Source organism: Leifsonia sp. NPDC058194, assembly GCF_042883605.1.
In the GTDB taxonomy this organism is placed as follows: domain Bacteria; phylum Actinomycetota; class Actinomycetes; order Actinomycetales; family Microbacteriaceae; genus Leifsonia.
In genome coordinates, this window is the sequence record NZ_JBHVVL010000002.1 from 70829 (window position 1) to 93924 (window position 23096).

26 protein-coding genes and 1 tRNA gene are annotated in these 23096 nt (G+C 70.1%); 7 read left to right on the plus strand and 20 right to left on the minus strand.

All coding sequences use genetic code 11. The features are described 5' to 3' along the window. Positions 1–876, minus strand: coding sequence for an ABC transporter ATP-binding protein (locus tag ACFVU2_RS07095; RefSeq protein WP_387874359.1), 876 nt, complete (start codon positions 874–876; stop codon positions 1–3). A 98-nt stretch (positions 877–974) separates the two neighbouring features. Next, positions 975–1757 (minus strand): inositol monophosphatase family protein, encoded by a 783-nt coding sequence (locus ACFVU2_RS07100; RefSeq protein WP_387872513.1) that lies wholly within the window; start codon positions 1755–1757, stop codon positions 975–977. Positions 1758–1829: 72 nt separating this feature from the next. On the opposite strand from ACFVU2_RS07100, the gene ACFVU2_RS07105 reads away from it, so the two are divergent. Together ACFVU2_RS07105 and ACFVU2_RS07110 are read left to right on the plus strand one after the other, a co-directional pair. Next, a complete protein-coding gene (locus ACFVU2_RS07105; protein WP_387872515.1) occupies positions 1830–2591 on the plus strand; it encodes an SDR family oxidoreductase in 762 nt (253 codons plus the stop codon). 93 nt (positions 2592–2684) lie between these two features. Beyond that, positions 2685–2963, plus strand: a complete 279-nt coding sequence (locus ACFVU2_RS07110; RefSeq protein WP_387872517.1) for a hypothetical protein — start codon at positions 2685–2687, stop codon at positions 2961–2963. Positions 2964–3109: 146 nt separating this feature from the next. Here the strand turns inward: ACFVU2_RS07110 and ACFVU2_RS07115 are convergent, their stop codons facing one another. Beyond that, a complete protein-coding gene (locus ACFVU2_RS07115) occupies positions 3110–3679 on the minus strand; it encodes a hypothetical protein (RefSeq protein WP_387872519.1) in 570 nt (189 codons plus the stop codon). An 18-nt stretch (positions 3680–3697) separates the two neighbouring features. Here ACFVU2_RS07115 and ACFVU2_RS07120 point away from each other — a divergent pair, with 18 nt between their 5' ends. After that, positions 3698–3835: a hypothetical protein gene (locus ACFVU2_RS07120; protein WP_387872520.1), complete on the plus strand. Its 138-nt coding sequence runs from the start codon at positions 3698–3700 to the stop codon at positions 3833–3835. Here ACFVU2_RS07120 and ACFVU2_RS07125 read toward each other — a convergent pair. Continuing rightward, complete coding sequence (locus ACFVU2_RS07125) at positions 3814–4719, minus strand: NAD(P)H-binding protein (protein ID WP_387872522.1); 906 nt, start codon at positions 4717–4719, stop codon at positions 3814–3816. The genes ACFVU2_RS07120 and ACFVU2_RS07125 overlap by 22 nt on opposite strands. A gap of 67 nt (positions 4720–4786) precedes the next feature. Between ACFVU2_RS07125 and ACFVU2_RS07130 the strand changes: the two genes are divergently transcribed. Next, positions 4787–5125: a metalloregulator ArsR/SmtB family transcription factor gene (locus tag ACFVU2_RS07130; RefSeq protein WP_387872524.1), complete on the plus strand. Its 339-nt coding sequence runs from the start codon at positions 4787–4789 to the stop codon at positions 5123–5125. Positions 5126–5154: 29 nt separating this feature from the next. Here ACFVU2_RS07130 and ACFVU2_RS07135 read toward each other — a convergent pair whose 3' ends face one another. The 11 genes from ACFVU2_RS07135 to ACFVU2_RS07185 all read right to left on the minus strand — a co-directional run bounded on the left by ACFVU2_RS07135 (position 5155) and on the right by ACFVU2_RS07185 (position 15723). Further along, entirely contained in the window at positions 5155–5547 is a 393-nt protein-coding gene (locus tag ACFVU2_RS07135; protein ID WP_387872526.1) for a DUF86 domain-containing protein, read from the minus strand. Then, entirely contained in the window at positions 5522–5827 is a 306-nt protein-coding gene (locus tag ACFVU2_RS07140; protein WP_387872527.1) for a nucleotidyltransferase family protein, read from the minus strand. The genes ACFVU2_RS07135 and ACFVU2_RS07140 overlap by 26 nt, the downstream gene beginning before the upstream one ends. Before the next feature lie 118 nt (positions 5828–5945). Continuing rightward, a tRNA-Lys gene (locus ACFVU2_RS07145) sits at positions 5946–6021 on the minus strand. Positions 6022–6109: 88 nt separating this feature from the next. Further along, positions 6110–7216 carry an AI-2E family transporter gene (locus ACFVU2_RS07150; RefSeq protein ID WP_387872528.1) on the minus strand — a complete coding sequence of 369 codons (1107 nt, stop codon included), beginning with the start codon at positions 7214–7216 and terminating at the stop codon, positions 6110–6112. A gap of 107 nt (positions 7217–7323) precedes the next feature. After that, complete coding sequence (locus tag ACFVU2_RS07155) at positions 7324–8397, minus strand: glycosidase (protein ID WP_387872530.1); 1074 nt, start codon at positions 8395–8397, stop codon at positions 7324–7326. Next, positions 8394–9419: a hypothetical protein gene (locus tag ACFVU2_RS07160; RefSeq protein ID WP_387872532.1), complete on the minus strand. Its 1026-nt coding sequence runs from the start codon at positions 9417–9419 to the stop codon at positions 8394–8396. Before ACFVU2_RS07160 ends, ACFVU2_RS07155 begins: the two co-directional genes overlap by 4 nt. 22 nt (positions 9420–9441) lie before the next feature. Continuing rightward, positions 9442–10308: a carbohydrate ABC transporter permease gene (locus ACFVU2_RS07165; protein ID WP_387872533.1), complete on the minus strand. Its 867-nt coding sequence runs from the start codon at positions 10306–10308 to the stop codon at positions 9442–9444. After that, the gene (locus tag ACFVU2_RS07170) at positions 10308–11264 is read right to left on the minus strand and encodes a carbohydrate ABC transporter permease (RefSeq protein WP_387872535.1); all 957 of its coding nucleotides are present in this window, start codon (positions 11262–11264) and stop codon (positions 10308–10310) included. Before ACFVU2_RS07170 ends, ACFVU2_RS07165 begins: the two co-directional genes overlap by 1 nt. Positions 11265–11266: 2 nt before the next feature. Next, the gene (locus ACFVU2_RS07175; protein WP_387872537.1) at positions 11267–12574 is read right to left on the minus strand and encodes an extracellular solute-binding protein; all 1308 of its coding nucleotides are present in this window, start codon (positions 12572–12574) and stop codon (positions 11267–11269) included. Positions 12575–12610: 36 nt separating this feature from the next. Next, the gene (locus tag ACFVU2_RS07180) at positions 12611–13633 is read right to left on the minus strand and encodes a LacI family DNA-binding transcriptional regulator (RefSeq protein WP_387872538.1); all 1023 of its coding nucleotides are present in this window, start codon (positions 13631–13633) and stop codon (positions 12611–12613) included. Further along, entirely contained in the window at positions 13630–15723 is a 2094-nt protein-coding gene (locus tag ACFVU2_RS07185; protein ID WP_387872540.1) for a hypothetical protein, read from the minus strand. Before ACFVU2_RS07185 ends, ACFVU2_RS07180 begins: the two co-directional genes overlap by 4 nt. Positions 15724–15912: 189 nt before the next feature. Here ACFVU2_RS07185 and ACFVU2_RS07190 point away from each other — a divergent pair, with 189 nt between their 5' ends. After that, the gene (locus ACFVU2_RS07190) at positions 15913–17034 is read left to right on the plus strand and encodes a hypothetical protein (protein ID WP_387872541.1); all 1122 of its coding nucleotides are present in this window, start codon (positions 15913–15915) and stop codon (positions 17032–17034) included. Positions 17035–17062: 28 nt separating this feature from the next. Here the strand turns inward: ACFVU2_RS07190 and ACFVU2_RS07195 are convergent, their stop codons facing one another. The 3 genes from ACFVU2_RS07195 to ACFVU2_RS07205 are packed head-to-tail and all read right to left on the minus strand — an operon-like array spanning position 17063 to position 19637. Then, positions 17063–17566 (minus strand): DUF2017 family protein, encoded by a 504-nt coding sequence (locus tag ACFVU2_RS07195; RefSeq protein ID WP_387872543.1) that lies wholly within the window; start codon positions 17564–17566, stop codon positions 17063–17065. Then, positions 17563–17865, minus strand: a complete 303-nt coding sequence (gene clpS, locus ACFVU2_RS07200; RefSeq protein WP_387872544.1) for an ATP-dependent Clp protease adapter ClpS — start codon at positions 17863–17865, stop codon at positions 17563–17565. Before clpS ends, ACFVU2_RS07195 begins: the two co-directional genes overlap by 4 nt. After that, positions 17862–19637 carry a glycoside hydrolase family 15 protein gene (locus ACFVU2_RS07205; RefSeq protein WP_387872546.1) on the minus strand — a complete coding sequence of 592 codons (1776 nt, stop codon included), beginning with the start codon at positions 19635–19637 and terminating at the stop codon, positions 17862–17864. Before ACFVU2_RS07205 ends, clpS begins: the two co-directional genes overlap by 4 nt. 29 nt (positions 19638–19666) lie before the next feature. On the opposite strand from ACFVU2_RS07205, the gene ACFVU2_RS07210 reads away from it, so the two are divergent. Beyond that, on the plus strand, positions 19667–21043 hold the full coding sequence (locus tag ACFVU2_RS07210) for a glucose-6-phosphate dehydrogenase (protein ID WP_387872547.1): 1377 nt from the start codon (positions 19667–19669) through the stop codon (positions 21041–21043). 29 nt (positions 21044–21072) lie between these two features. Here the strand turns inward: ACFVU2_RS07210 and ACFVU2_RS07215 are convergent, their stop codons facing one another. Both ACFVU2_RS07215 and ACFVU2_RS07220 read right to left on the minus strand, forming a co-directional pair. Then, entirely contained in the window at positions 21073–21450 is a 378-nt protein-coding gene (locus tag ACFVU2_RS07215; protein WP_387872548.1) for a hypothetical protein, read from the minus strand. A gap of 164 nt (positions 21451–21614) precedes the next feature. Continuing rightward, positions 21615–21833, minus strand: coding sequence for a hypothetical protein (locus ACFVU2_RS07220; protein ID WP_387872550.1), 219 nt, complete (start codon positions 21831–21833; stop codon positions 21615–21617). 76 nt (positions 21834–21909) lie between these two features. On the opposite strand from ACFVU2_RS07220, the gene ACFVU2_RS07225 reads away from it, so the two are divergent. After that, on the plus strand, positions 21910–23064 hold the full coding sequence (locus tag ACFVU2_RS07225; protein WP_387872552.1) for an SLC13 family permease: 1155 nt from the start codon (positions 21910–21912) through the stop codon (positions 23062–23064). Positions 23065–23096: the final 32 nt, after the last annotated feature.

Sequence of the window (23096 nt, forward strand, 5' to 3'; positions counted from 1 at the left end):
TCAGTCCTCCTGGCGGCTTTCGGCGCCGTAGACCTCGACGAAGATGTCGTCGAGCGACTTGCGGGTGGGGGCGAAGCGGGTGATGTTCAGGCCCGCGTCGAGCAGGCTGCGCAGGATCGCGGCGTCGTCCGCGTCGTTGCCGACCTCCAGCTGGGCACGACCGGCCGCGTCCGAGGCGATCCGGTAGGCGGGGGAGTCCGGGACGACACCGTCGTGGTCCACGTGGATGATCGTGCCGCCGAACTGCTCCTGCACCTCCGGCACCGTGCCGTAGGCGCGCGAGACGCCGTCCTTCAGCAGGATGACGCGGTCGCAGAGGCGTTCGACCTCCTCCATCTGGTGCGTGACCATCATCACGGTCGAGCCGGCGCGCTTCTGATCGGCGATGATGTCCATCAGCAGGCGCCGGTTGACCGGGTCGAAGCCCTTGGTCGGCTCGTCGAGGATCAGCAGCTCGGGGTCGTTCATGATCGTCACGCCCAGCTGCACCTTCTGCTGCTGGCCGCCGGAGAGCTTGTCGAGACGCGTCTTCTCCTTGTCGGCGAGACCGACGCGCTCCAGGTACTCCCGCGACCAGTGGCGGGCCTGCTCGGCGCCGAGGCCTTTGAGGCGGCCGAAGTAGACCATCACGTCGATGACGGACTCCTTCTTGTAGAGCCCGCGCTCCTCGGGGAGGTAGCCGAGACGTTCGCCGGTCTCGGGCGAGAACGGCTTGCCGTCGATGTGCAGCACGCCCGCGGTCGGCTGGTAGATGCCGAGCAGCGCGCGGATGGTCGTGGTCTTGCCGGATCCGTTGCTGCCGAGGAATCCGAACGTCTCGCCGCGCACGATGTCGAAGGAGAGGTCGCGGATCACCGTGGTGCGGCCGAAGTCCATCCGGAAGCCCTGGATGTGGACGAGGGGTTCGAGTGTCGATGCGCTCACGCGTCCAGCCTAGGGGCGGCCCGCGACGGTGCGCCGGGGCCACGCCCGGTTCAGGCGAGCGCGGAGAGCAGGGCGGGGTGGAGGCGTCCGTTGCTGGCGAGCGAGGATCCGTTGCCCGGACCCGGGGTGCCGTCGACCGAGGTGAACACACCGCCGGCCTCCTCCACGATCGGGATCAGGGCCGCCAGGTCGTACGTCTTGACGTCGAACTCGCCGACCGCGTCGAGGACGCCCTCGGCCAGCAGCATGTACGACCACATGTCGCCGTATGCGCGGTCGCGCCACACCAGGCGCGTCAATGCGATCAGCTTGTCCAGGTAGCCGGCGTCGTCCCACTGGGCGATGCTCTGGAAGCTGATGGAGGCGTGCTCCAGGTCCGCGACGCCGGACACCTGGAGGCGACGGGGCTCGCCGGCCGCCTCGTCCGCGGTCCAGGCCCCGTCGCCGGTGGATGCCCACCAGCGCCGGCCGAGGGCCGGGGAGCTGACCACGCCCACGACGGGGACGCCGTCGACGGCGAGGGCGATCAGCGTGCCCCAGACCGGCACGCCGCGCAGGTAGTTGGCGGTGCCGTCGATCGGGTCGATGATCCACTGCCGGGCGCCGTCCCCCTCCGTCCCGTACTCCTCGCCCAGGATGCCGTCGGCCGGTCGTTCCGCGGCGATCAGCTCCCGCAGCGCCCGCTCGACGGCCAGGTCGGCCTCGGTCACGAACGATCGGTCGGGCTTCGTGTCGATCTGGAGGTCCTGGGCACGGAAGTGCTCGGACGAGATCCGGTCGGCGGTGTCGGCGAGGCGCAGGGCGAGGGCGAGGTCGTCGCTGTGGCGGGTCACGGATCGAGCCTATCGTCCGCAGGTCGAACCGGCCCCCTGGTTTCCCGGCGGCGCGGAGGTACAGTGCACAGCGTGACGACGACGATCGCCCTGGTGACCGGGGCAAACAAGGGAATCGGCTACGAGACGGCCCGGCGGCTCGGCGAGCTCGGGATGACCGTGCTCGTGGGGGCGCGCGACGAGGAGCGCGGCAGGGCGGCGGAGGCGGCGCTGCGCGCGGGTGGCGCGGATGCCCGGTTCGTCTGGCTGGACGTGACGGACCCGGAGTCCATCGCGGCCGCGGCCCGCTGGATCGACGCGGAGTTCGGCCGCCTCGACGTCCTGGTGAACAACGCCGGCAGCGCGACGATCTCGCGCCAGCGGGCGCTCGCCAGCGAGACCTCCCTGGAGGACATGCGGGCGGTCTACGAGATCAACGTCTTCGGGCTGGTGGCCGTGACCAACGCGATGCTGCCGCTCCTGCGCCGTGCCGACGCCGCGCGGATCGTCAACGTGTCGAGCGAGGTCGGCTCGATCGGGTCGCAGTCCGACCCGGCCAGCCCGCTCTACCCGATGCCGGCCTCGGCCCAGTACCCGTCGTCCAAGGCGGCGGTGAACATGCTCACCGCGATGTACGCGCGAGAGCTGAGGGACACCCCGATCAAGGTGAATGCGGCCAATCCGGGCTTCACGGACACCGACTTCAACGACCATCGCGGCATCCGGTCGGTCGAGGAGGGTGCGGAGCCGAGCGTGCACCTCGCGACCCTTCCCGCCGACGGCCCGTCGGGCATCCTCTGGGGTCACCTGTGGCTCGCGGACCGCGAGGGCGGCTACGGCGTGCTGCCCTGGTGACGACGCGCGATCCGGAGGTGCGCGAGGTGCGCAAACGCGGACCGCGCGCGATCCCAGACGGCTCGGTGCGGATGAGGGCGGCGCCTTCCGCCGGTGCGGCAAACTCTCCTGTATGTACGGCGAACTCGCGGCGCTCATCGCGCTCTGCTGTGCGTCATCCCGTACAACGCCGACCTCGCTCCGGCGACCCTCCCGCTGGATGCGCGTCAGCTGCTCGCTGCGGCGGTCACGGCGTGGGTGTTCGGTGGTGTGGGATCGTGGAACGACATCGGGTTCGCCAACACCGCTCGCCGATCCGGGCATGACCCGCTGACCGACACTCTCTATCGCAGCGTCCTTGCTGCCCTCGTGGCCGTAGCCGTGACCGACTGACCGCTATCGTGCGCGGAACGGAGGCTTCCGCGATCGTGGCAACGACCGCCCTCGAGTACATTCCCTCTCACGGCCAGCGGTGCAGGGTCGTAGGCGCGCGGTCAGTAGTTCATCCAGACGAACGCGATCGATCCACGGGAACGACGCTAGATCTCATCGTCCAGACCGAACGCGAGAAGCGACCACGGTGGACAGATCCGCGGATCCACGCCGTCCACGGAGTGCGCCGCACGTCCCGCGCCGAATTCACGCTGGACGTAGTCCAGCACATCTCGCCCGTAGACGATGACGTCCGTCTGCCACACCGAGAAGACCGGGGCATTCCTGCCGGCCGGCGATGCAGGCACGAAGCGATGGCCATACAGCGGGACAAGGGTGGGCCATGTCGCGATCTGCTCGTAGGCACGTCGTAGACGATTAGGCAGGCTAGGCGGAGCCTCACCCCATGACCGTGGCCAGAAGTCATTCTCTTCGACGTCGAACATGACGCCCTCGGCGGGGCGGGAGAGAGCTTCCTGGATCGCCCGATCGTCGCCACGCCAATCTATCCAGCCCTCACCCTGGGGCGCCGCGATCGACAAGAAGTCGCGATGATCCGGATTGAACTCGAAACCGAAACGCGATTCGATCGCCGAAATCTCCGGTGCGGTCAGTCCGGGAGCGAGCCGAACCCCGCGCGCTCTGAGCAACTCGATGCTCTCGGGTGCGGCGACCATGCACGCAGCCTACCGATCGTGGACGCGGAAGTGGAGGAAGGCGCCGAACCGAGCGTGCATCTGGCGACCCTGCCCGCGAACGGCCCGTCGGGCATCCTCTGGGGTCATCTGTGGCTCGCCGACCGGGAGGGCGGCTACGGCGTGCTGCCCTGGTGACGACGTGCGATCCGGAGGTCGTCCCGAGTGAACCGTCCGGTGGGCAGTGCGGCGCGGATGCTCGCGTCGTCGAAGGGCCGTGACGGGCGGATCCCCTCCGGGGCCTCGGGCGCGGGCGGCGCGGCCTCGCTGACGCCTTCGTCGAGCATCCGCGCCTGGGCCTTCGCAACGAGCGGGACGACCATCGTCCACTCCGTCAGCTGCGCGAGCAGACGGATGGTCCAGACCGGGGCGGGGAAGAACACGGGCCGCCGGCCGGCCACGCGCGCGATGCGCCGGACGGCCTCGCCGAGGCTGGACTCGTCGGCTCCCATCACCGCCACCGTCGGCTCGGCGATGCGTCCCTCGAGGGCGGCGACCAGCACATCCACCGCATCGTCGACCGGGACCGGACGGACCGTCCGCTCGCGGAAGCCCACGGTCGCGAACAGGGGCACGGTCCGCACGGCACGTGTCACGTGGTCGACCATGTGATCGCCGGGACCGTAGATCATCCCTGACTTCAGGATCGTGTGGTCGATGCCAGACTCCCGCACGAGCTCTTCCGCGGCCCATTTGGTCTCGTGGTACGGGGAGCCGCAGTCGGGCCGTGCGCGCAGGAAGCTGACCATCACGATCCGCTTCACTCCTGCTCGCTGCGCCGCTTCGACCACGGCGCGCGTCCCTTCGACGTGGACGCGCTGAAAGGTCTGGTCGCCGACCTCACGGTTGATCCCGGCGCAGTGCGCGACGGCGTCGCAGCCCGTGAACGCCTCCGTCAGGGCGGCCACGTCGTCGATCTCGACGCCCGTGCGCCGGGAGACGATCACCGTCCGGTCGCGGCCGAGCTGGTCGGCGAGGTGCCGGCCGACGAACCCGGTGCCACCCGTGATGGCTACGCGCATGGTGTTGCTCCTTCGCTTGTTAGCAATGTAGCTAAACTGTATATAGCAATGGTGCTATATTGCAACCATGACCGACAGTGCGACCGATGTGTTCGCCGCCCTCGCGCATCCGACGCGGCGGCAGATCCTCCAGGACCTCAAAGACGGCGAACTCGCCGCGGGCGAGATCGCTTCCCGGTTCAACGCCACCGGCCCTACCATCTCGCGTCACCTGAGCGTGCTGCGGCAGGCAGGGCTCGTCAACGAGCGCCGCGACGCCAACCGCATCCTGTACTCCCTTGCGGGGGACCGGCTCGCCCTCTCGGTCGGCGACTTCCTCTCCACCGTCTGCCCCGAGCAGATCGTGCTGCGCGAGGTGCGCAAGCGCGGGCCACGCGCGGGGACCGAGCGGGCGGTCGAGGCGTAGCGCGCCGTTGCAGAGTCGGGAGCAGGTGGTCAGGCTTCGGGATCCGAAGTCTGCGCCTCCATCGCGTCGACCTCGGCGAGCAAACCATCGAGAACCGGGATCAGCACGGGGAGGTCGTCGGTCAGTATCTCCCATACGCGCCGCTGATCCACCTGCGCGTACGCGTGGACGAGGATGTTCCGCGTGGCGATGATCGCGTGCACATCCGGGATCCGAGCAGCTGTCTCCGCATCGGCCGATCGCACGTTCTTGAGGGCTTCGCCGAGAACCTCGAGTTGGCGCTCGACCGCGGCCTGAAGAACCCAGTCGGCGAGGTACGCCGCCCGGCTGTGGACGTGGGAGACGGATACCGCCTTCGTAGCCGCGTCCCGGGCGTCCCAGAGGAGTGCGGGTGACTCAGGCCGCATAGACGTCCTCGGCACTGGTGAATGCCGATCGTGCGAAATACGGGTTGCGCACGGCGCCGGCATCGACGAGATCGACTCCGCGCCCCACGATCCGTTCGAGCTCTTCCTTCAGGTTGAAGTAGTCATGAAAGAGTCCGCCGCGGCCCGGCAGGAAGTCGACGAGGAAATCGATATCGCTCGTCTCCCTGTCGAACCTGTCGCCGAGTACCGACCCGAAGATGCGCAGGCGTTCGACTCCGTGCTCTTCGCAGGCGCGGGCGATCGCCTCGACGTCGACGGGCACTGCGGTGATCATGGAGCAATTGTCCCATGGCGACGAGTTCGACCGCCGGACAGGCACACCCGCCGGGCTCCCTGTCCAACGAAGAAGCCCCCGATCCCACTGTTTCCAGGGGATCGGGGGCTGTTCTCTGTGGTGCGCCCCCTCGGACTTGAACCGAGAACCCATTGATTAAGAGTCAATTGCTCTGCCGATTGAGCTAGAGGCGCATTCGATCCGGTAACCCGAACCGAGGCTCAACATTAGCATCGGTTTCAGCCGCTCCGCCAATCGAGCGATCCTCGGGTGTGTCGGGTGTCAGCGCAGTTCCTTGCGGGGCATCACGATCTCCTTGATGATCAGGATGATGCCGGCGGAGATCGGGATGGCGACGAGCGCGCCGGGCAGGCCGAAGAGGGTCGAGCCGGCGAGGGCGGAGATCAGGACGACGGAGCCCGGCACCTGCACCGCCTTGCCCATGACCTTCGGGGTGAGGATGTACGCCTCGACCTGCATGTAGACGAGCATGAAGATCAGGACGATGATCCCGCTCACGGGGGAGTGGATGAGGGCGAGCACGGTCATGATCGCGGTCGTCAGCACTGTTCCGATGAGCGGGATGAGGGTGATGAAGAAGGCGGCGAGACCGATGAGGAACGCACCGGGGACGCCGGTGACGACCAGCAGGATGGTGCTGTAGACGGCGTTGAAGAACGCCAGCACGACCATCCCGCTCAGATACTTGCCGAAGTTCTGCAGGATCCGCTCGGTGTACTTCGTGAAGCTGTCCCGGTGCGACCGGGAGACGAGCCGGTAGAGCGACGCCTTGGTCGCGTCGTAGGAGGCGATGAAGTAGAGGGTCAGGATGGCGATGAAGAACCCGGTGGTGAGGCCGTTGACGATGGACAGCCCGAAGCCGACCAGGCCGGAGCCGACGCTCGCCCACAGCTGCGGATCCTGAGCCTCCTTCGCGATCCAGTTGAGCGCTGCGGCGAGTGTGCCGTTGCTGGTCTCGTTCGCAGGATCGAACCAGCCCTGCGCCTTGAGCGCGGAGATCTGCTTGGGGATCGAGACCGCGAGCGACTGGATCTGCTCGATCACCAGGGGGAGCACGACCCAGATGATCGCGACGATGACACCGATGAGCAGCAGGCTGACGGTCACGATCGCCCAGCCCCGCTTCATGCCCCGCCGCTGGAACCAGCGGATCAGCGGGTCGAGGCCGACGGTGGCGAACGCCGCGAGGAACACCGAGAAGATGATCGACCGCAGGCCGTACAGCATGAGGCCGGTGAGCACGGCGCCGACCGCGCCGAGCGTGATCAGGTACCCGAAGAGCAGAGGGCTGCGGTTCAGGAGCGGTTCGGTGCGGCGCTCCTCGATCGCGCGGGTGGCCGGGGTCGCCGGCGGACGGGTGAAGCGCATCGCGCCCTCCTTCAGGTTCGGCACTGAGCGTATGGGTCGCGCGTCGTGCGCGACAACTCCGACACGCTCGCCGGACGAGCGGGGTCAGGCGGTGCCGCGCCCACCCATCATGACCCCGCGTCGGTCCGCGACAGGCGGGCGACGCCGATCTTCGAGTCGGCCATGCCGTAGAACACCCAGTCCGTGCCGTCGATCCGCTCGATCGCCGTCGGGAAGACGACGTTGGGGACGATGCCGCTGCGCTCGTCGTCGGTCTCCGCAGCGAGCAGGGGCTCCGCCGTCCGCTGCAGGACCCGCCACGGCTCGTCGGCGTCGAGGATCATGGCGCCGGCGGCGTAGTTGACGTTCTGCTGCTGCGCCACCCCGGTCTCCAGCCGTCCGGTGACACCGTGGTGCAGCAGCAGCCAGCCCTCCGGCACCCGGATGGGCGCCGGTCCCGCGCCGATCTTCAGCTCTTCGAACGGGTGCTCGGGTCCGGCGAGGAAGCGGTTCTGCCGCCACCGGGTCAGCTCGCGCAGATCGTCGAGCACGGCGTCCAGCGGCAGGAACGCGATCCAGATGCTCGGCCGTCGCTCGCCGAGTGCCGCGGGCGGATGTGCGCCCTCGCCGGCCCGGATGTCGTCCAGATCCCACACCGGCCGGTGCAGCACCGCGAGGCTCGGTGTGCCGTCCGGGGCGGTGACGGGCTCGGGGAAGAAGACGGTGTCCTTGTTCGGGAAGAGGGCCAGGTCGACGCCGATCGCATCGTCGTACTCGAACGTCGCAGGGCCCAGCCGCCGCCAGTGGCGCAGATCGTCCGACACCGCGACCGCGGTGCGTGGGCCGAGCGGGCCGTAGGCGACATAGGTCATCACGTGCAGGCCGAGGCGGGGGATGAACGTCACGCGCGGGTCCTCGACGCCCGCATTGCTCGTCCCGCGCTCGAACTCGCGATCGGGCTCGAGCACGACGCCCTCGCGGTCGACTCCGACCGGTGCTCCGCCCTCCAGCCGTACGCGCGCGAGCCCGACCCGGGAGACGTTCCCGGCGGCGACCAGCCGCGGAAGCAGGTAGACGGCGCCGTCGGGGGCGCGACCGGAGGCGGGGTTGAGCACGCCCTCGACCTCCAGCGGGTCGCCGGGGGCCGGCGTCATCACCACCCCGGAGCGGACGAGGCGGTAGGGGAACGGCGTGCCGGTCATCGGAGGACCTCCCGGTAGAAGAAGAGTTCGCGCTCGCCGGGGGCGGCATCCCACCCTTGGGCGAACGACCAGCGGCCGTCGAGCTTCTGGAGACCGCCCCACGCGAGCGAGCCGCCGCGGTTCAGCGCGAGCTGGGTGAACGGATCGTCGAGCGCGTAGAGCGCCTGCGCCGCGGCGAAGTCGCCGTCCGCGTCGGCGTAGAAGAAGTCGAGCACCATCCGGTCGCCCTCGACGGCCGCGCAGGCGACCTCGTACAGGGTTCCCGGCAGCGGCGAGAGATCGAGGTACGGCTGCTCCTCGAAACGCCAGGACAGCAGGTCGTCGGAGTGGCCGACCATCGGGCGGCCGCCGCACCCCTCGGAGAGGAACATCAGATACTCGCCGCCGATGCGCACGGCGCTGCCGTGCTCGTCCCGCGGCACGACCGCTCCCTTCGCCCACCGCTGCGACACCGTGTAGGGGACGGCGAGGCCGAGGCGGTGCCAGGTCGTCAGGTCGTCGGAGACGGCTGACATCACGTCGCACGCGACCTCGCCGCCGTCCGTGCGCCAGATCGCGTTGTAGAACAGCACGTAGCGGCCATCGGCCTCGTAGATCTTCGGGTCCTCGCAGCCGAGCGCTTCGTTCGCCGTCATCGGGCGCACCACCGGGTTGGCGGGATCGTCGTGCCACGCGCCGTCGCGGTGGACGGCGTGCCCGATCCGGCTCGCCGTCGACTCCTTGCGGGGGGACGCGCGGTAGAAGAGGTGCAGCTCGCCCTCCGCTTCGATCACGGTCGGATTGAAGACGGAATCGCTGGTCCAGCCGACTCCGGTCGGGTCGGCCCACTGTCCCTCGGGCCGGAAGGTGAGGCGGTCGTCCCGCTCGAACGGGCCGATCGCCCAATCGGGCCGCTCGTCGTACCGCGCCGAGAACTGGTCGGTCGAGATGCGGTCGGTCAGGGCGTTCGTGTGCTCGAGCGCCTCCCGGTAGCTGGCGCGCAGGGCGTCGATGGTGACGGGGACGGTGTCGACGGTGTCCACGGATCTCCTTGGGGTGGTCGGCTCAGCCCTTGACGGACGAGCCGATATCGGTCGAGGTGAAGTAGCGCTGGAAGACGATGAACAGCACGACGACGGGCGCGGCGAGCACGACCGCTCCGGCCAGGATGGCGCCGAACGGGTTGCTCGTGGAGGCTGCGACAGTGCTGATGTAGTTCGCCAGCGAGACGGCGAGCGGCTGCATGCTCGCCTCCTTCGTGATCAGGAAGGGCCAGAGGAACTCGTTCCACGGGCCGATGAAGGTCAGCAGCACGACCGTCACGAGCGCCGGCCGCACGAGCGGGAGGGCGACCCGCCACAGCACGGTGAACTCGCCCGCCCCGTCGATCCGCGCCGCGTCGAAGAGCTCACGCGGCAGCTGCAGGAAGTACTGACGGAAGATCAGCACGGCTGCGGAGTTGATCGCGAACGGGAGGATCATCCCGAGATAGTTGTCCGCCAATCCGTAGTTGCGCGCGATGAGCACGTAGAGCGGGATCATCAGCAACTGGAACGGGACGGTCTGCACCAGCAGGGCGAGCGCGAACGTCGTGCCGCGCCCCTTCCACTGCAGAACGGACAGCGCGTACCCGGCCAGCACACCGAAGACGACGGTGCACAGCAGCACCCCGCCGGTGAAGATTCCTGAGTTGGCGAGCCCGGACCACAGGTTGATCCGGGAGTTGATGGCCCCGTAGTTCTGCAGCGTCAGGTTCGCGGGATTCGGGAACGCGCCCGCGATCGAGGTGTCGGGGGTCGCCTGCAGCGAGCCCACGAGCATGTAGTAGAAGGGGAACAGGAAGGCGATCGCGCCGATCGTCAGGACGACGCCCTGCAGGATCGCCTGCGGCCGGCTGAGCGCTCGGGATGCCGCCAGGTCTTTGCGTGCCATCAGTCTCGTCCTCCCGCGAATCGGTTCTGCAGCCAGCCGATGATCAGCACCAGGATGACGAGGACGACGCCGATCGCCGCCGCGTAGCCGGGGTGCCCCTGCTGGATGCCCTGTTGGTAGATGAGCAGCACGGGCGAGGTGGAGTGGCCGTCCGGGCCCCCGCCTCCCGTGAGCAGGTAGGGCTCGGTGAAGAGATTGGCTCCGGTGATGGTGGAGAGCAGCAGCACCAGCACGGTCGCGGGTCGTACCCCCGGCACCGTGACCGAGAAGAACTGGCGCACGCGTCCCGCGCCGTCCGTCGAGGCGGACTCGTAGAGCTCCCGCGGCACGTTCTGCAGGGCCGCGAGGTACAGCAGGATGTACAGGCCGAGCTGCTTCCAGGTCACGTAGATCGCGATGGTCGGCATGGCGAGCCACGGGTTGACGAACCAGGTCGGGTTCGGCGCCAGCGGCCCGAGGATGTGGTTGACCAGGCCGTTCCCACTGAACAGGAAGAGCCAGACGCCGATGATCGCGACGCTCGCCGTGACGTAGGGGACGTAGTAGCTGACCCGCAGGAACGTGCGGAACCGCGTGATGCTGTTGAGCCCGCTGGCGAGCACCAGCGACAGGATCACCGTGAGCGGCACGTTGATGATCAGGAAGACGCCGACGTTCAGGAACGACTGCAGCACCGCCGGGTCGGTGAAGACCTGCACGTAGTTGTCGAAGCCCACGAAGGGCTGGTTGACGTTCGCGCCAGGGGCGGCGAAGAAGTAGTCGAAGAACGAGATGTAGACCGCGTAGCAGAGCGGGTAGGCGAAGATCACCAACACGAACAGCAGGTACGGCGCGCCGAACAGCCAGCCCAGCGGGTTCTTCCCCAGGATCCGCTGGACGAGCGGGCGCCGCCGTCGGGGCGGCGGCCCGGCGGCGGGCGTGGTGCCCGCCGCCGGGGGAGCGGAGACGGTGCTCACGGCTACTTCTGCGCCTGGAGCTTGTCGATCTTGTCGGAGGCGGCCTTGAAGGCGTCCTCGACCGAACCGCTGCCGTTGATCACGGCCTTGCTGTAGGCGTCGCGGAGCGCCTGCATCTGGGCGATGGTGTTGCTCCCGGTCGGGTCGTCGACCGTCCGCGCGCTCTGGTCGCCGAACTCCTTGTAGTCCGGGTGGGACGTGAAGTAGTCGGCGTAGGTGGTGGCCAGGTCGGTGCGGATCGGCATCTGGCCGGTCACGTCGAGCAGCTTGCCGTCCTGCTCCTGGCTCGTGGCGAACTTGAGCACGTCCCAGGCCGTGCCCTGGTTCTTGCAGGAGGAGTACATCCCGATGTTCTTGGCGTCCGGGAAGGTGTACACCTGGTCGGCCGGCTTGCCTTCCTTGGTCGGCACCGGCACGGAGCCCCACTGGACCTTGTCGCCGTAGTAGGCGATCGCCCACGGTCCGACGATGGCCATCGCGGCCTTGCCGTCCGCGAACGCGTCGCCCTGGTACTGCTCCTTGCCGGCGAGTCCGTCGCTGTAGACGGTCTTCCAGAAGTTCGCGACGTCGAGGGCGTCCTGGCTGGTGATGGCGGCCTTGCCGTCCTCGATGAAGGTCTTGCCGCCGGTCTGGGCGGCCAGCAGGGGGAGGTAGTCGAAGTTCACCTGGAAGAACTCGCTGGTCGGCGCCGGGTAGATCGCGTAGGGCGCGGCTCCCGAGGCCTTGATCTTCTGGGCGGCGGCGAGGAACGAGTCGTACGTCGCCAGGTCGGGGTTGTTCGGGTCGAGGCCGGCCTTGGCGAAGATCGCCTTGTTGTAGAAGATCATGACCGGGTTCTGCTTCCACGGCATCTGGTAGAAGTCGCCGTCGGAGGACGTGTACTGGTCGGCGGCCTTCCCGCTGCGGTCCTCGATGTACTTGGCTCCGTCGGGGAACTTCGACAGGTCGACGAGTCCGCCCTGCTTCTGCCACTGGCCGGTGGCGGCCGGGAGGTTGTTGAAGACCAGGCACGGGGTGGTGCCGGCCGTGATCGCGGCGCCGATCACCTCTTCCGTGCTCTTGCCGGCGGGCACCTCCTGCGCCTTGATCTGCTCCTTGGGGTGCGCGGAGTTCCAGGCCGACACCATCGACTTGCCCCACTGCACCTCCTGCTCGTTGTTCGAGTACCAGATGGTGATCGGTCCGTGGGCTTTCATGGCGTCGGATCCGCCGCCGCCGCTGGATCCGCAGGCGGCCAGCGTTCCGGCGACCATGCCGGCGGTGACGATCGCCAGGGCGGCCCGGGTGAGGGCTGTTCTGTGTGTTCGCATGAGTTGTTCTCTTTCGTGGGTGGGGTGTTCGTCTGATCAGTCGGTGGCGGGAGGGGCGGTGGAGGCGCGCACCACCAGCCGCGCCGGGGGCAGGTCGACATCGGCCGGCTCGTCGTGCTCCACCAGCCGCAGCAGTGCGGTGGCGGCGGCGACGCCCCAGCCGGCCGGGTCGTTGTCGAGGGTCGTGAGGGCGGGGTAGATGTAGGTGCCGATCTGCGAGCCGTCGAGGCCCGTGATGGACAGGTCGTGCGGGAGCCGCAGGCCGCGCTCGTGGGCGACGCCCATCCCGGCGATGGCCATCGGGTCGTTGCCGTAGACGATGGCGGTCGGCGGTTCGGGCGCGTCGAGGAGCGCCTTCGTCGCGGCGGCGCCCTGCTCGGGGGAGAAGTCGGTCGGCACGATGACGGGCTCGAGGCCCGCGGTGCGCATCGCGCTCTCGAACCGCTCGCGCCGGCGTAGTCCGTGGAGCATCCGCTCGTCGCCGGAGACATGGACGATGCGGCGGTGCCCGAGGGCGACGAGGTGGGCGACGAGCTCGTCGATCCCGGCGTCGTAGTCGCGGGTGATGACCGGGAAGGCACTGCCGCCGACGGGTTCGCCGAGCGACACCGCCTGGGAGCCGAGCCGCTCGATCAGGCCGATCCGCTCGTCGGCCGCCAGGAGGTCGGTGAGGAGGAAGCCGTCGACCCGCTTGTCCGAGGCGAGCCGCGTGTACGCGCGCTCCTCGGCCTCCCGGTCGGCCACGACCGTCAGCACGAGCACCTGGCCGCGCTCGGCGAGGACGGTCTCCACCCCCGCGATGAAGGCCGCGAAGAACGGGTCGACCTCGATGGTGCGCGCCGGGCGGCGCAGGATGAGACCCACCGCGTAGGCACGTCGCGTCGTCAGTCCGCGGGCGCTGGGGTTCGGCGTCCAGCCGAGCTCGCGCGCCACGGTGAGGATGCGCTCGCGGGTCTCGGCCGCGACTCCCGGCCGCTCGTTCAGGGCGAGGGAGACGAGGCCCTTGCTGACGCCGGCGGCGCGGGCGACGTCGTTGATCGTGACGGCGGACGGGTTCATCGCGGCACCACCGTGGTGAAGCCGCCGGGCTCGACCGCGACGAGGCCGCGCGGGCCGACCGTCTGAGCGGCGCCGACCTGGCGACCGGCACTGTCGAAGCGCGTGACGGTGACCGGGACGGTCGTGCTCAGCCGCTGGGGGACGGGCAGCTTCGTGGCGTTGACGTAGAGGTCGAGGCTCGACGCACCCGCGAGGGCGAGGTGCGACACGATCGGCTGCACCAGCACCGCATCCAGTTTGGCGGTGCCCGAGACGTGCGCCGTGATCGATCCCGTCGACGCCGTCACCGCGAGGGTCAGGGTCTGCGGCAGCAGGAAGACGGGGCTCGCGCCGCTGCCCTGGGTCGCGCCGGCGCGGACGTTCGCGGTGCTGCCGAGCGGCACGGAGAGCCGGCCGAGCTGAGCTGTCCAGCGCGTGCTCCCGGAGCCCGCGGGCAGTCCGGTCGTGGGGTCGCCCGGTCCCAGGTCGGCGATGGGCAGCAGTCGGGAGGCGGAGTGGCCGGCCGGCAGGTCGATCGTCACGGTCGATCCCGCGTTCGCAGCGACGTACGCGCCGCCGGACCAGTTGGCGGATCCGGTCCAGGCGGAGGCGGGCGTGACCACCGAGGCCGCCCCGGTGAGCCGGCCGGACTCGGCCTCGATCACCTGGAGGCCGTCGGCGGTGGTCGTGCGGGTCAGCGCGGTCGCCGTGCGGGCGATGGCGGGATGGGCGTCGAGAGCGAGCATGGTGAGCTGGGTGTGGATGGCCGACTCGGCACCGCAGTTGCGGTTCACCGTGCCGTCGGATGCGATCCCGTCCACGCAGACGCCGGTGGCGGGGTCGTATGCCGGGGTGCCGGCGGGGTTCGCACCGAAGAACCAGGCGGCCTGAGCCCCCGCGAGGGCGGCGAGACCGCCGGCGCCGGTCGCGTCTGCTGCGGCGACGAGCCCCTCCACCCGCGAGTCGACGCCGTAGGCGATCTGCGTGCGGTCGGCCGGGGTCGGCGTCCAGCCGTTGTCCGGGCCCCCCGAGGTCAGCAGCTGCGCGGTGAACTGCGCGAGATCGGTCGTCGCCGCCTTCTGGAGCGACGGGTCGCCGAGCGTCTGCGCGGCGGCGGTGAGCGCGGCGGGCTGCATCGCACCCCAGGCGTGCCAGAACGTGGGGGAGTTCGCCTCCGGGAGCAACGCGCCGAACGGCCACTGACCGACACCGCCGCTCGCGAGCTTCGCGATCCCCTCGGAGTACCGGGCGAGCGCCGTTCGCGCGGCCTGGTCGCCGGGAGCCGCCGCACTATACGCGCTCAAGCCCAGGACGGCCTCCGCCGTCGGGCTGGCGCTCCCCGAGATCAGCCAGCCCGGCACGGTGACCCCGTTGGCGGTCGTCGTGGTGCCGTATTTCGCCAGCGACTGCCGGCCGAGCGCGCCGAGCGCGAGACCGAGCCGGTCGGCGAGGAAGCCGGCGAACTGCGGATCCGCGTCGCGGAACCCGGCGTAGCCTTCGCCGAGCGCCCACACGGTTCGCGCGAGCCAGAACGACTCGGCGGAGTCGCTCGGGTCGGGCAGCTCGACGGGGATCGCCGAGGGGTTCAAGGTGCCGTCCGACTGCTGCCAGAGCACGACGTTCCCGGCGTTCGGGCCGGAGTCCGTCTGCAGGTAGGTGAGCGAGCGCAGGAGCTCGTAGGCCGACTCCCGGCTCGAGGCCGTGCCGTTCTGCTTCCAATCGCGCAGGTAGACGACGGCGGCGCGGGAGATGTCGTCGGCGTCGAATGCTCCCTGCGCGTACCAGCCCTTCGCGACGTCCGTGATCGGGCCGCCGCCGACGCGCGTGAACGAGCCGTCGGGCTGCCGGTCCGCGTAGACCCACGGAGCGCGTGCGGTCGGTTCCGCATCCTGACGGTAGGTCGTGTGCCCGGCGACCTGGGGGAGGAGGGGGACGTCGCCGAGGAGGAAGTCGAGGTGCGAGAGATTCGTCAGGTGCGCCGGCACGGCAGACCCGCTTCCGCTGGCCGCGGAATGCGACGGCGACGGCGCGGCGACGGCCGCGGCCGGCAGCGCGAGCGCTGCCGTGACGATGGCCGCGGTGGCGGCGGCGAGCAAGGTGATCCGCTTCATTGCGTGTCCTTCATGCGAGAGGTCGACCGATGTCTAAACCGGTTTAAAGCACGGTAGGCGCGATCCGCCGATCTGTCAACGGCCGTTCTCGCACGAGGACCTCGCGGGGCTTGTGGCACCGATGGCGGACGGCGAGACTGGGCAGACCGGTCGCGGACGACCGCGACCGGCGACGACCGAGGAGGAACCGTGGAGTACAAGGACATTCCCACCAAGGCCGACATCGAGAGGATCGCCGCTCTGCGCGAGCCGGGGTGCGTCAGCATCTACCTGCCGACGGGCACGACGCCGCCGGAGGCGGATCGCGCGCGCATCGAGCTCAAGAACCATCTCAGCCAGGCCGTGCGGGCGCTCGAAGCGCTCGGGGTGGCGAAGGCCCGCATCGCAGCAGTTCAGGCGGAGGGGGAGGTGATCCTCGAGGACCGCGACTTCTGGCGCTACCAGTCCCGCTCCCTCGCCGTCTTCCTCGACGGGGAGGTGGCCGAGACGTTCCGGCTCCCGAACCGCCTGAACAGCGTGTGCGAGGTCGCCGACCGCTTCTACGTGAAGCCGCTGCTGCGCGCGGTGACGTTCCCGCAGTCCGCCCTGATCCTGGCCCTCGCCCAGAACTCGGTCCGGCTGATCCGGATCGCCGCGGAGGCGCCCGCCACGCTCGTCGAGGTCGCAGGGATGCCGCACGACGTCGCGGCGGCCGCCGGCCTGTCGTCGATCAGCGGGCGTTCGCCGGACGGCCGCATCCAGGGCTCGGAGGGGCAGAAGGTGCGGATGCTCGAGTACGTGCAGGCGATCGACCGCGCCCTCCACCCGCTGCTCGCGAACAGCAGCGAGCCGCTCATCCTCGCCGCGGCCGAGCCGCTGAGCGGGATCTTCCGCGGGGCGAGCGCGTACCCGCACCTCGTCGAGGAGACCATCGGCGGCAACCCGGAGGAGAAGACCGAGGAGGAGCTCTCGACCGCCGCTCGCGGCGTCCTCGACGCGGTCTACGCCCGCAAGACCGCCGCGCTCAAGGAGGACTTCGAGGCCAGGATCGCGGCCGGCACGGCGCTCGTCGACCTCAGCGACATCGCCCGGGCGGCGACGTTCGGCGCCGTGGAGGCGCTGATCTTCGACATCGACCGGCGCGTGCCGGGAACGGTCGACGACGAGTCCGGGGCGATCAGCCTCGCGCCCGACGACGCCCCCGGGCACTACGGAGTGGTGGACGAGATCATCCGCCGGTCGCTGGGCTCCAAGGCGAAGGTCTACGCCGTGCGGTCGGAGGACGTGCCGGGCGGTGGCGCGGTCGCCGCCGCCGTGCGCTTCCCGGTCTGACCGGCTGAGCGGCTGCGCGGCTGCGCGCCTAGCGGCGGCCGAGCGACAGCACGAGGGACTCCTGCACGACGGCGAGCCAGTCGAAGACCGTCCGACGGATCTGCGACTCCTCGTCGTGCAGGTCTCCCTCGTCGCCGTCCTGCACGATCCCGAGCCGTGCGGCGAGCACCAGTCGGATGTCGGTGAGGCACCGCAGCCAGGCACCGGCCTGCGCCTCGTCGAGCGTGACATCCACACGGGAGGCGTCCGACCGGGCGAGGCACTCGACGACGATCCGCGCGTTGAGGGCCTTGCGCTCCGCGAGGCCGTCCGCGGTGAACCGGCGGAACTCGGCGGACGCCGCCGGGTCGCCCGGGTAGGCGTCGGGCATCAGGCGGATGATCGCCGGATCGCTGCGGGCGTCGTCGTCCTCCAGGGCTGCGGCGGAGGCGAGCTCGGCGGCGTCCGTGGCCAGCCGCAGCAGCAGCTCCGCCTCCTCCGGCTCGAAACGGGCGGTGACGCGGCCATGACCGACCGGGTGGAAGAGCCTCATGCGTCGGCCTTCGTCAGGGTCGCCCACAGCCCGTAGTCGTGCATGGCCTCCACGTGACGCTCCATCTCCTCGCGGGTGCCGGTCGCCACGACGGCGCGTCCCTCGTGGTGGACCAGCATCATCAGCCGCTCGGCCTCCCTGTTCGGGAAGCCGAAGTAGGTCCGGAAGACATGGGTGACGTACGACATGAGGTTCACCGGGTCGTTCCAGACGATGGTGACCCACGGCGAGCCGAGTTCCAGCCTCTCCTCGAGCACGACGTCCGCATCCGTGCGTTCCGCCGGCCGGGCGTCAGTCACCGCTCCGCCTCCGCGATCGCGTCCGCCGCCCGGACGAGCGTGAGGTGCGTCAGCGCCTGTGGTGTGTTCCCCGCCTGGGAGCGGCCGTCGACGTCGTACTCCTCGGACAGCATCCCGACGTCGTTGGCGAGCGAGACCAGCCGGTCCATCAGGCGCCGGGCGTCGGCGAGCCGGTGCGACTGCGCATACTGCTCGACCAGCCAGAACGAACACGCGAGGAACGGGTGCTCGCCCGGCGGCAGGCCGTCGACGCCCTGCTCGGTGCGGTAGCGCAGCACGAGGCCGTCGCGCAGCAGGTCCTCCTCGATCGCGCGGACCGTGCCCAGCATCCGTGGATCCTCCCAATCGCAGTAGCCGACCTGGGCGAGCTGGAGCAGCGAGGCGTCGACCTCGCGCGTGCCGTAGTGCTGCACATAGGTGCCGCGCACGGCATCGAAGCCGTTGGCCTCGATGTCGGCCCGCACCTCGTCGCGCAGCGTGCGCCAGCGGACGACCGGACCTTCCAGGCCGTCGCGCTCGACCGCGCGCACGGCGCAGTCGAAGGCCGCCCACACCAGGGCGCGAGAGTGGGTGAAGGTCTGCGGCTCGCCCCGGATCTCCCAGATGCCGTGGTCCGGCTCGCGCCAGTGCTCCTCCAGATACCCCATGAGCGCACGCTGGAGCGCCCAGGAGAAGCGCGTCTCACGGGCGCCCACGGCGCGACCGCGGTCGAGGCCGATCATGACCTCGCCGATCACGTCGGCCTGGAACTGCGTCGACGCCCCGTTGCCGACGCGCACGGGATGGGCTCCCTGGTAGCCCGGCAGGGTGGTGAGCTCGCGCTCGTCGAGGTCGCGCTCGCCCGAGAGCCCGTACATGATCTGGAGGTCGGCCGGATCGCCGGCGATCGACCGCAGCAGCCAGTCGCGCCAGTGGTCGACGTAGTCGTCGTAGCCGTGCGCCAGCAGCACACCGATCGTGAGCGAGGCGTCCCGCAGCCAGACGTAGCGGTAGTCCCAGTTGCGCTCGCCGCCGAACGCCTCCGGGAGCGACGTGGTCGCAGCCGCGACGATGCCGCCGGTCTCCAGATGCGTCAGCGCGCGCAGCAGCAGCAGCGAGCGGACGACCTCGTCGCGGTAGGGGCCGTCGTGGTCGCAGCCCTCCGCCCAGCGGGTCCACCACGAGCGGGTCTGCGCGAGCGCGCGGTCCACGTCGAGGGCTTCCGGGGTGGATCGGTGCGACGGGAACCAGGTGAGGCTGAGGTCGACCGTCTCTCCGGCCTTCACGGTGAACTCCCCGTGGTGCGAGTGGTCGGCGGCGTGCAGCAGCGGCCCGCGGACGACGATGGCGTCGGGGCCGGCGACGGCGACGAGCGCGGACGGATGCTCCGACGTGTCCTTGCGCACCCAGGGCACGGCCGAGGCGTACCCGAACCGGATGCGCAGCTCCTGCTGCATGCGCACCGCGCCGCTGACGCCCCGCACCCGCCGCACGATGTCGGCGCGGTGGTCGCCCATCGGCATCGCGTCGGTGACCTCCACCTCGCCGTCCGCCGTCCGCCACCGGGTGACGAGGATCATGGTGTCGGCCTCGTAGTGCCGCGTGCTCGCGACGGAGGCGTCGGCGGGGGCGACCAGCCACCGGCCGTGGTCCTCGGTGCCGAGGAGCGCCCCGAACATCGACGACGAGTCGTAGCGGGGCAGGCACAGCCAGTCGATGCTGCCGTCCTTGCCCACGAGCGCTCCGGTGAAGCAGTCACTGATCAGGGCGTATTCCTCGATGGGGAGCGACATATCCCCAGTATGGCCGTACTGTGAAGTCCATGACGCAGACCGTCGACACTCTCGCGATTCTCGGAGCGAGCGGCGATCTCTCCGCCCGCCTGCTCCTCCCCGCCATCGGCCAGCTGCTCTCGGATCACCCGGACCGCCGGTTCCGGCTGGTCGGCGCCGGTTTCGAGGACTGGACCGACGCGCACTGGCGATCGGTGGTCCGTGCCTCGTTCAAGACGATGAAGGCGTCGGGTCCCGCGGTGGACGAGGTGCTGAAGCAGACCGTGTACGTCCAGGCGGATGTGACGGATGCCGCCGACCTCGAGCGGATCTTCGCCGCCTGCGAGGGCGCGCCGGCGCTCTACTTCGCGCTCCCGCCCGCGATCACCGCGAAGGCCTGCGGCGTGCTCGGCACGATGGACCTCCCGCGCGGGCTGACGCTCGCCCTCGAGAAGCCGTTCGGCACGGACAAGCGCAGCGCGATCGCGCTCAACAAGCAGCTCGCCACCCTGGTGCCCGAGGACCGCATCCACCGCGTCGACCACTTCCTCGGCCGCTCGACCGTCTTCAATCTGATCGGGCTGCGGTTCGCGAACAGCATCCTGGAGCCCCTGTGGAACGGCGACCACATCGAGCGCGTCGACATCGTGTACGACGAGTCCCTCGCCCTCGAGGGCCGTGCGCGGTACTACGACAATGCCGGCGCGCTGGTCGACATGATCCAGAGCCACCTGCTGCAGGTGCTCGCCGTCGTCGCGATGGAGCCGCCGTCCACCCTCGACGCGGTCGACCTGCGCGACGCCAAGGCGACGGTCCTGCGGGCCACCCGCATCTGGAACGACAGCCCGGTGGAGTCGAGCCGGCGCGCCCGCTACACGGCCGGCCAGGTCGACGGGGAGACCGTGCCGTCGTACGTCAAGGAGCCGGGCGTCGATCCCTCCCGCGGAACGGAGACGCTCGCCGAGGTGACCCTGCAGATCGACACCTGGCGGTGGGCGGGCGTGCCGTTCACGCTGCGTTCCGGCAAGGCGCTGGGGGAGCGGCGGCGGGAGGTCGTGGTGACCTTCAAACCCGCCCGCCACGTGCCGAAGGGACTGAAAGGCACCCGTGAGCCCACCAAGCTGCGGATGATGCTCGCACCGGACGAGATGTCGCTGGAGATCAACGTCAACGGCCCGGGCGACCCGTTCGAGATCGAGCGCGCGGCGCTCAGCGTGGAGTTCGGTCCCGGGCAGCTGCTCGCCTACGGCGAGGTGCTGGAGGGGATCCTCGACGGGGACCCGGCGCTGTCGGTGCGCGCGGACACCGCGGTGGACTGCTGGCGGATCGTGGCACCGGTCGTGACGGAGTGGCGCAAGGACGACGTCCCGCTGCAGAACTACCGCGCGGGATCGGGCGGGCCGGCCTCCTGGAAGCGGATCGGCTGACCCGGATCGGCTGACGCGGGCCGGCGGGGTCAGGCCGCGTTGCGCTCGACGATCGCGGGGATCTCGCCGGTGACGGGCTTGCGGAGGTCCGTCCAGATGGTGATGGGGGCGGGCTCCCATCCGAACGCCGCCGGTTCGTCGGCGACGTGCTCGGCGGCGCTGTCGCCGGCGGGAGCGGTCTCCGTCGGAGCGAGGTGCTGCGGCTCGGTGACGGCGCCGATCTCACCCGACTCCAGTCGACGACGCGCATCGACGAGGGCGGCGGCGATGCCGACCGACACGGACTGGGCCAGCACGGAGTGGAAGATGGTGTCGGTGTCGTCGGCCGAACGGCGCGAGACCGTCCACTCGCCGTCTTCACCGATGAGCTCGGCGATCTTGCCGTGCACGATCTCGAGGATCTGCACGTCCGTCAGCTGAGGGACCGGCGCCGCCGGAACCTCAACGGCGGCGTGCCGCCTGCGTCCAAACATCGCGATACCCCTTCCCTGGCTACCCGTCGGTACCAGTGTCGGGGAGGAACGGGCTGTCTGCGGCGCGGACACGCCGGTTGATCAGCGGAATTCCGCGGTCAGGAGCCTTTTCGGGAGCCCAGCGGCTTCGCTTCGCGCTCGGCGGCGTCCCGCGACTCCTCGACCACGGTGCCGATGGCGATCGCCAGGGACAGCGCAGCGCTGATCCACAGCAGGGGGACGCGCCAGTCGCGGACACCGTTCCTGGTCGACTGGATGGTGGTCCACAGGCCCATGATGGCCGAGATCACCGCGCCGTTGAAGACGAACTTGCGCATCCGCATCCTTTCGCTCTTCCCGTAGCGTACGCTGCCTACGGCGCCGGGGGCACCCGGCCCGGCGGAAGGGAACCGGATGCGCACTGCCGTCGTAGGGGTCGTCCTGCTCGTGCTCGGGGCGATCGCCGTCGGGGTCGGCATCCTGCCGCTGCCGGAGGTCGCGGTGCTGTGGGATCGCGTGTGGCCGATCCTGCTGTTCGTCGTCGCCGTCACCGTCGTCACCGAGCTGGCGGCCGAGGCGGGGCTCTTCACCTGGGTGGCGCAGCGTACGGCGCGCTGGGGGCGCGGGCGGGCGTGGATCCTCTGGCTGCTCGTGGTGCTCGTCGCCGCGCTGTGCACGATCTTCCTCTCGCTCGACACGACGGCCGTGCTGCTGACGCCGGTGGTGGTCGTCCTGGCCCGGCACGCGGGCCTGAACCCCCTGCCGTTCGCACTGACCACCGTGTGGATGGCGAACGCGGGCTCGCTCCTGCTGCCGGTCTCCAACCTCACGAACCTGCTGGCCCAGCACGCGATGGGGGATCCGTCTCCCGCGGCGTTCGCGGGCCTGATGTGGGCGCCGGCGCTCGTCGCGATGGCGGTGCCCATGGTGGCGGTGTTCGTGATCTCGCGGCGCACACTGCTGGTGAGGTACGAGCCGGGGGAGGAGGAGCCCGTGCGCGACCGCGTGCTCTTCGTCGCCAGCGCGGTGGTCGTCGTCGCGCTGGTGCCGCTGCTGGTGTCGGGGCTCCCGGTGTGGATGCCGGCGTCGGCCGCGGCCGTCGCCCTGGGCGTGGTCTTCCTCGTCCGGCGGCGCTCCGTGCTGCGTTTCGGCCTCGTCCCGTGGCAGCTGGTGGTGCTCGCCTCCGGGCTCTTCCTGTTCATCGAGGCGCTGCACTCGCTCGGTCTCGACCAGCTGCTCGCGGTCGTCTCGGGCACCGGGGAGTCGCCGCTCGCGCTCCTGCGCCTCTCGCTGACCGGGATGGTCGGGGCGAACGCGATCGACAACCTCCCCGCCTACCTCGCGCTGGAACCGGTCGCGGGTTCGCCGCTGCGTCTCGCGGCCCTGCTGATCGGCGTCAACGCCGGCCCGCTGATCACGCCGTGGGCGTCGCTGGCGACGCTGCTCTGGCACCAGCGGCTGACGTCCTTCGACGTCGAGCTGCGCTGGAAGCGCTACGTGCTGCTCGGGGCCGCAGTCGCGCCGCTGACCGTGGTGCTCGCGACCCTGGCGCTCGCGGTCACCGCCTGATCGGCGGCCGCGAGGCCGGGGAACGACGAAGG